This is a genomic window from Priestia flexa NBRC 15715, assembly GCF_001591565.1.
GTDB classification, from domain to species: domain Bacteria; phylum Bacillota; class Bacilli; order Bacillales; family Bacillaceae_H; genus Priestia; species Priestia flexa.
Map to the genome: position 1 here is coordinate 1 of NZ_BCVD01000151.1, position 7,692 is coordinate 7,692.

At 36.6% G+C, this 7,692-nt stretch carries 10 protein-coding genes; 3 read left to right on the forward strand and 7 right to left on the reverse strand.

Translation table 11 applies throughout. From position 1 onward, the window contains the following. Positions 1-52: 52 nt before the first annotated feature. From BFL01S_RS17875 to lepB, 5 genes are all read right to left on the reverse strand, one after another. Complete coding sequence (locus BFL01S_RS17875) at positions 53-520, reverse strand: hypothetical protein (RefSeq protein WP_025911306.1); 468 nt, start codon at positions 518-520, stop codon at positions 53-55. Positions 521-616: 96 nt separating this feature from the next. Next, on the reverse strand, positions 617-856 hold the full coding sequence (locus tag BFL01S_RS17880) for a hypothetical protein (RefSeq protein WP_025911304.1): 240 nt from the start codon (positions 854-856) through the stop codon (positions 617-619). A gap of 316 nt (positions 857-1,172) precedes the next feature. Beyond that, on the reverse strand, positions 1,173-2,066 hold the full coding sequence (locus BFL01S_RS17885; protein ID WP_061786521.1) for a sulfite exporter TauE/SafE family protein: 894 nt from the start codon (positions 2,064-2,066) through the stop codon (positions 1,173-1,175). A 243-nt stretch (positions 2,067-2,309) separates the two neighbouring features. Beyond that, positions 2,310-3,422: an oxidoreductase gene (locus BFL01S_RS17890; protein WP_268873900.1), complete on the reverse strand. Its 1,113-nt coding sequence runs from the start codon at positions 3,420-3,422 to the stop codon at positions 2,310-2,312. Positions 3,423-3,495: 73 nt separating this feature from the next. Further along, positions 3,496-4,050: a signal peptidase I gene (gene lepB, locus BFL01S_RS17895; protein WP_035321281.1), complete on the reverse strand. Its 555-nt coding sequence runs from the start codon at positions 4,048-4,050 to the stop codon at positions 3,496-3,498. A gap of 340 nt (positions 4,051-4,390) precedes the next feature. On the opposite strand from lepB, the gene BFL01S_RS17900 reads away from it, so the two are divergent. Then, the gene (locus tag BFL01S_RS17900; protein ID WP_025911297.1) at positions 4,391-5,053 is read left to right on the forward strand and encodes a hypothetical protein; all 663 of its coding nucleotides are present in this window, start codon (positions 4,391-4,393) and stop codon (positions 5,051-5,053) included. Positions 5,054-5,130: 77 nt separating this feature from the next. Here BFL01S_RS17900 and murG read toward each other — a convergent pair whose 3' ends face one another. Further along, positions 5,131-6,195 (reverse strand): undecaprenyldiphospho-muramoylpentapeptide beta-N-acetylglucosaminyltransferase, encoded by a 1,065-nt coding sequence (gene murG / locus BFL01S_RS17905; protein ID WP_025911295.1) that lies wholly within the window; start codon positions 6,193-6,195, stop codon positions 5,131-5,133. 200 nt (positions 6,196-6,395) lie between these two features. Between murG and BFL01S_RS20180 the strand changes: the two genes are divergently transcribed. Further along, positions 6,396-6,719, forward strand: a complete 324-nt coding sequence (locus BFL01S_RS20180) for a CHY zinc finger protein (RefSeq protein WP_374700362.1) — start codon at positions 6,396-6,398, stop codon at positions 6,717-6,719. 43 nt (positions 6,720-6,762) lie between these two features. Here BFL01S_RS20180 and BFL01S_RS17910 read toward each other — a convergent pair whose 3' ends face one another. Next, the gene (locus tag BFL01S_RS17910) at positions 6,763-7,077 is read right to left on the reverse strand and encodes an ArsR/SmtB family transcription factor (protein ID WP_025911292.1); all 315 of its coding nucleotides are present in this window, start codon (positions 7,075-7,077) and stop codon (positions 6,763-6,765) included. 177 nt (positions 7,078-7,254) lie between these two features. Here BFL01S_RS17910 and BFL01S_RS17915 point away from each other — a divergent pair, with 177 nt between their 5' ends. After that, a complete protein-coding gene (locus BFL01S_RS17915; protein ID WP_025911289.1) occupies positions 7,255-7,548 on the forward strand; it encodes a putative quinol monooxygenase in 294 nt (97 codons plus the stop codon). Positions 7,549-7,692: the final 144 nt, after the last annotated feature.

Consider the following 7,692-nt stretch of genomic DNA (forward strand, 5'->3'; position numbering starts at 1 on the left):
CTTATGTCCCAGCCTCAAATCATTGACTGAAACACTTATGCCCCAGCCCCTTTTACTCTTTGCTACCTCTCGATATTAGTTCAAAACCTCCGCTAAAAGGGTCAAAAGCATACTTTAACACTTGCTCTCCACGCGCAACTGTAAGTAAATATTGTCTCTTTTGAGAATTCTGAGGACCATTTGCTTCATACACTTTATCACCTTCCATAAATTGAGATAGAAGAAGCTGTTCTCGCTGGGCGAGTATATCTTTTGCCTCTTCGTAACTATATAATGGAAGGTTGTTTGTATAAATAACTGGGACAAATACTAACACAATAATGGCTGCTGTAAAGAACCCTTGTCGAGCTACTCGCATCATTCGGTTCGGTCGCTTTGATAATAAAATAGCAGCTGCTATTACAGCTATAAGCGGGACAATATAAAATTCTACCAATGGGATATTGGCAAATACGGATCGATTAATTCCTAAAACAATAATTTCGATTGCTGCTACAAGAACTAGAATAAAATAAACCACAAACTTCTTTCACACCTTTATATTCCAATGAAGATTATATAATCTTCATTCGGTCATTTTTATCCTTATTGTACCATAGCACTACTAAATTAAGCATTATCTGATAAATGAAATTCGATCACTAGGTTGTAAAACTTCTACATGTTCTTCTACGCTCTCTGGGTATTTAATTCCTTGTCCTGTATTTAAGCAAACTATGTGCTCCGTTCCTTTTAGCCACCCACTCGCTTTTAGTTGTCTCACCGCAGCAAAGGTCGCTGCCCCTCTAGCTTTAGATGCATCATATTTCTTTTGACATTTTGGACAAGATAACGATTCTACATAGCTAAACGGCATATCAATAGCTCCTTTCTTTTATAAGGCAATATATACATGAAGGTGGGACATAATAAAACAAGTTTTCAAAAAGAAGAACAACTCCTTTTCTCATCTCTTTACGTTGTCAGAATACGTTTGTTCGATTGCGCTGCGGGATCTCAGTTTTCCCTCTCTTTCCCGCAGGAGCTAAGTGTCTTACGCTCCATTCCACCCTGTTTCCAAAATCTTTTTCACAATCAACAAAAAACCTGAACGATTAAAAGTGAGGAGCCCTCAACCGTTTAGGTTTATCATTGGCTGAATTACTTATGTCCCAGCCTCACTCTTTAATTATTTACCACTTTATTTGCAAGGTTTCCTGCTTCTTTTTTTCTTTTTGACCTCTTCTTAACGCTAACGTGATGGAAGCAGCCCAAACAATTAAAATAAACGCATAGATAGCTGTTTGCATAGGAGTAGAAACAGAGCTAGACATTAAAAGAGTTCGTGCATTAGTCAAAATAATAAAGCCACCTACCAACGCCCCTAATAAATGGGCTGGAATAATTCGTACAAGCCAAGCTGCGATTGGCGCTGCAATAATTCCACCAATCATTAAAGCAGCTACCCACATCCAGTTCACTTGTTCCCAACCAAGCGAAATTAAGAATCCTAAAGTAGCTGAAACCGCAATAGCAAACTCACTCGTGTCTACTGTACCAATAACTTTACGAGCACTCAATCCACGTTTTGTTAATAAAACTGGGGTAGCAATTGGTCCCCATCCTCCTCCCCCCGTAGCATCAGCGAATCCCGCTATTAACCCCAAAGGAATTGATTGTTTTGCAGATAATGGCTTTGCTTCCCTTTCCTCACTCACTTTAAAAATAAATAAAAACCGAATTAAAACGTAAACCCCTAATAGCAGTAAAAATGTAGAGATATAAGGCTTTACCATATCACCTGGTATGTTACTTAAAAAACACGCTCCAACAAACGCTCCAATTGACCCTGGAATTACTAAGCGTAATACGGTTGTCTTATCAACATTTCCAAATCTAATATGGGAAGCTCCTGATGCAGCAGTCGTTACGACCTCCGCTAAATGAACGGATGCAGATGCAACAGCAGGTGCAATTCCAAAGGTGAGTAATAGCGTGGTTGATGTAACTCCGTAAGCCATTCCTAACGATCCATCAATTAATTGAGCGAAAAATCCGATAATTGCAAACGTAAGTAGTTTTTTCATTTTTTATTTCCTTACCCTTTCATGATGATAAATTGTTTTCTTTTATAGTTAAAGTCCTTTTTGTATTTGGGTAACAAAAAAAGACTTCTAACCTATTGTTAGAAGCCTTCGGTTTTTCCGATCAGCCCACTCATTGCTAGCTACAGTATATTCAGCCTTTATGATATGGTTTTATTTTAATTCAAACTATTCCTAGAAGTCAACTGTGTTTTTTTGAAAATCATAAATAATGATTTCTCTTTTTTAAAGTTCCTCCAATAAATCTTCAACCTCATTACTATCTACTTTTTGATAAGCTTCAACTTCTTCTAATTCAGGAACCTTTCCATAGAATGGCTCTTCGCTTCTTCTTACTTTTTCCACCCAGTAAGGATCTAGATTTAAAGCTTGTTGAATCGTTACCATTGATAACTTTCCTCTAATTGCCTCCTCCACTTGTAAAGGTGTAAATAAATTTCCTCCGCTAATAATGGGAATGCGCTGATTTACACGTTTAATAATCGCTGGCACAACCTCAGCCTCACCCTCTTTATGAGGCGTTGTTTTAGCATGAAAAGATTTGACTTCTAAATGAACATAGTCAACTTTTTCTTCAATTAACTGATCAATCCATACCATGGTATCATCTACCTTATTGCCTCCATATCCCTTTTCCTCCGGAGTCATCGCATAACCAAGTAAAAAGGGTCTATTAGTAGTATTTTTAATAACTTTGGAGACCGTGCGAATAACTTGAATTGAAAAAGATAGGCGATTTTCAGCTGTTCCTCCAAAAGTATCTTTACGATGATTTGCTTGCTTTGAAGTAAACTGCTGTAAAAGATGCCCGCTTCCTCCTTCAATTTCAACCCCATCAAAGCCAGCTTGAATAGCACGCTCGGTTGCACGAGCAAATGCGTGTAACGTATGATCTATTTGAGGTTCATTCAGTTCTTTTGGTTTTTTTCCTTTTCTACGGACCGCCACCCTGCTAGGAGCAACTGCTTTGTCCCCAACTTTTAAATACTCAGCTGACAAAGCTCCACCATGAGAGATGCGTAAAATCGTTTTAACCTTCATTCTTTTTGCCATGGCTGTAAATTCATGGAGTTTTCTTGCTACATAATCTCTATGAATCCCTAATTGACCATCCATTGTCTTTCCGCCTTCTTCTATATAAGCGGGGCCTACTATCACCATGCTAACATCCTTGATTCGCTCTCGATAAAAAGCCATATCTTTATCAGACAACTCTCCATTTTCATGAGAACTCTGCGTAAATAAAGGCCCCATAACAAGGCGATTTTTCATTTCCATTCCGTGGACAAATTTAAAATGTTTAAATAATTTTTCATATGAGGCGTTCAAAGGTTTCACACCCTTTTTTCTTTTAGCTTGGCTTTTATTTCAATCCTTTATGACGATTTATCACATAAAAAAGGAACGTTATTTAGTAAACGTTCCTTACGTCCTGAATGGGGTAGAAAACAAATTCTGCCTTTCCTACTACATCATTGATGTTAACATTCCCTAATCCATTTCGACTATCTTTGCTATATAATCGATTATCACCCATTACAAATATTGAGTCTGAAGGGACCTTAATCGGGCCAAAATCTCCGGTTAACTGCATTTGTAAGTATCGAGCCGCTTGTAAATTACGCTCTAAATACGGTTCTTTTACTTTCTTATCATTAATATATAATTCATCATCTTTCATTTCAATTTTCTCTCCAGGTAACCCAACTACTCGTTTTACATAATGCTTAGCTTCTCCGTTTCCATCAACAATGATAATATCTCCACGTTGCAAATCATGGATAGCGTAAGACAATTTGTTAACAAACAATCGTTCCCCATTTTCTAGCGTCGGGTTCATCGAAGCTCCTTGGACTATATATGGGCCAAATATAAAAGTACGAATAATATATATAAGTGCAATTATGCAGACTAAGGACTTAAACAGACTTCTCAGCTGATCACTTGTCGTCTTTTCAGTAGCCATGTTTTGAACTCCTTTATTGAAACATTCATTTGTTTTATTATTTTCTTCTTTACACATTTATTCTCATTACATAGTAGAAAGACTAACTTACATAGTAAAAAAATAACCCCTAATTTAACATTAGAGGTTTCCATTACGCAAGTTACGTCTTTACCCCTCTTATTATATCATCATGAAGCTAATAGAGACTAGCTTTTACATATTCTTTATCAAATTGTCATTTTTTTATCATACTTCATCATATTGCCTAATGAGGTGATAAGTAAAGAATAATGCATAATTTACTCTATCTGTTAAAAGCTAACCAATAACAAACAATCAGATGAAAGGAGTAATCGACATGAGAAAAATCATCCTTCTCTTAACAACATTAATGCTGTTTTTCACCTGTACCTCTACCTCATGGGCTGCTGAAGAACCACGCTTTCAGTATCGCTATAACTATACCGAGTTAAGAGAGTTTTTACATATAAATAGTAAAGAATTTAAAAAAGAATGGAAAAGTGGCACGACGATTGCTCAAATGGCCGAAAAACGAAATATTAATGAGCAGGAACTTCTTTTATTTTTAGCGGATAAGCAATTTTCTCAGCTTGATCGGGCTCTTCAAAAAGGGGAAATTGATAAAGATTTTTATCATAACTATTCCATGACGTTAATGCGCGATAATATCTTGTCCTTTATTCATGCCAATGATCACAAATCTACCGCTAAGAGAATAGATAAACCCATTAAAACGTTAGCAGGAAAAACAGCACATTGGCGTGGCAAAGTAGAATTTCTAAAAGAAGAAGGCGAAGTTAAAAGCTATACCACCGTGCAACCTATTCAAAAAGAAAATGCCGAACAGCTTCTTTCTGTTGATACGGTATTAAGTAATAACCTTAAAGCTTATGACGTAAAAGACAGCAGCCAAGTAACAGAAGACATTACGTTTGCCATGATTGAAGTAACATGGGAAAAAGAAGGCAAAAAGCAAAAAGAAACGATTGTTGTAAAGTAAACTCATCAACTTTCCCATAAAAAAATCAGCTCCTTATTATAGCAGCTGATTTTTTTTTGGTACTTAAATTACATGCTTTAAATTTGATTTATCTCTTTCACTAACACAGAAATAGCGTCTGTTTTTGTCGCTTCACGCATTGTACGCTTCATTTCACTTGCTTGTTTTTGAAGAAGCTCTAATTCTTGTAAAAATGTTTCTTTTGTAATCTGCTCTTCTTCTAAAACGGTACAGTAACCTTTCTTTTGAAAGGCTTTTGCATTCAGGATTTGATCTCCTCTGCTTTGCGCTTTAGATAAAGGAATAATCATCATTGGCTTATGAAGAGCTAAAAATTCGAAAATAGCATTAGATCCTCCGCGCGTAATGACGTAATCAGTCGCTGCTAACACGTCAGGTAGCTCTTCGTTCACGTACTCTAACTGGCGATAGCTCGGCAAGTTAACTAAGCTCTCATCAACGTTGCCTTTTCCACACAGGTGTACAATTTGGAACTTTCTTTGAAGTTCTGGAAGCGATTCACGAACAACTTCATTAATTTTTCGCGCACCTAAGCTTCCACCCATGATTGTAAGAATTGGCTTTTTATCATAAAAGCGGAGCCAGCTTTGACCGTTGTTTGCTTTTCCGTGAAATAATTCTCGACGAATCGGCGAACCCACAACCTGCACTTTTTCTTTCGGAAAATAAGCAGCTGCTTCGTCAAATGATGTGAAAATTTTTGTTGCAAAACGCTGAGCGATTTTATTTGCCAGTCCCGGAGTTAAATCACTCTCATGAATAAATACTGGAATATTAAGCGACTTCGCTGCCATAATGACAGGTACCGTTACAAATCCACCTTTAGAAAACACAAGCGAAGGTTTAAGCTTTTTTAACACTCGCCTTGCGTCTCCTACACCTTTAACTACTCGAAAGACGTCTTTTACATTTTCCATATCCACGTATCGACGAAGTTTCCCACTCGAAATCGCATAATACGGAATATCTAAGTTTGTAATTAATTCTTTTTCAATCCCATTATGAGAGCCTACATAGTGAATATCCCACTTCTCTTGATCTAACTCTTTCATAATAGCAATATTGGGAGTAACGTGGCCAGCTGTTCCCCCGCCAGTAAATACAATTACGTTCTTACTCATCTTATTTCCTCTCTTTACACTGCATTTCACGCATTTTTAATTTTCTATTCATTGAAAGATTCTTTGCCTTTGCCTTTATATAAATGATAAAGGCTTAACGCATTTATTATAACACCTTCTATGTATATATACTGTTTAAAATCCAAACGATGCTCAATTTCATGATACAATTATCATGTTTAGCTTTCAAAAAGGATGTGATTCTCATTAAGAACGTTAAAGGAAAAACAATCGACCAAGAAACGCGTTGCGTTCATTATCATTCCGCTAAAGATATTATTTCAATAAAATTTTATTGCTGTGAAGACTACTATCCTTGCCATCGCTGTCATGAAGAAACAGCAGATCACTCAGCTAAAGTTTGGCCTCAAAAGCTGTTTAATACAAAAGCTATCCTCTGTGGTGCATGTCATAATGAGCTAAGCGTTACTGAGTACTTATCTTGTAAATCACGATGCCCACACTGCCAAGCTGCTTTCAATCCAGGGTGTAACTTGCATATTCACCTCTATTTTGAGGTCTAAGTGCTTCATTCATTAAGAAAAGCTGAACAAATTGTTCAGCTTTTTATAGTAACTCTTCGTTAACGTTAACTACTGCTGAGAGCAAACCTGGAAATAGCTCCTCTAGATCTTCTATTCGCAGTGAGTAAAAGTGCTGTGTTCCTTCAATTCTAACCTTGATAACTCCTGCTTCGCGCAGTACCTTAAAATGGTGGGATAGCGTTGATTTTGATACATTAAGCGTCTGATAATAAGAACAGTGACTCTCCTTTCTTTTCCCTAAACATTGTACAATACGCAAGCGATTTGGATCACTCAAAGCATGTAAGATAGACGTTAAACGAATTTCAGATTTGGATGGTTGATATGGATTTCTCATACGTAAAAGGTATCACATTCTCATACCTCTTTTCAATGTTTGATAATCTCCGAACTTTAATGCTTGCATGGCCACTTTTCAAGTGATATAGTGTTCATTGTTCGATGGTTTTCGAACTAATAAGACTAACGTTTTAAATACGACTAAAAAACCTTTTCATTTTAGGAGGAAATAAATATGATTACCATTCAAGCTTATATGAAAATTAATCCTGCAAAGCGCGATGCTTTTTTAGAAGCTATTCAAACATTAATTAAACATTCTACTGAAGAGGATGGAAACGTGAGCTATCAATTATTTGAAGACGCATTTGAAAAAAATTCATTTGTAATGCTTGAACAGTGGAAAGATGAGGCTTCTATTCAAGCTCATAATCAATCTGCTCACTTTGTATCGTTCGTTCAGTTTGCTAAAGATGGTGTGTTAGTAGCTCCTTTAGAAGCAAAAACTTCATTTTCTAAGCCCGAATAATTCAAAGCACTTTGAAAGTATGAGTCCAGCCAAGTTAATGGATACGCAACTGGTCACAAACAGTAAGTTCTATTTATAAAACGATCTATTGTCCTGAGGTTCGCGCCATGTTAGAAAAGCATGGATTTCAGTTCAATGTAAAAG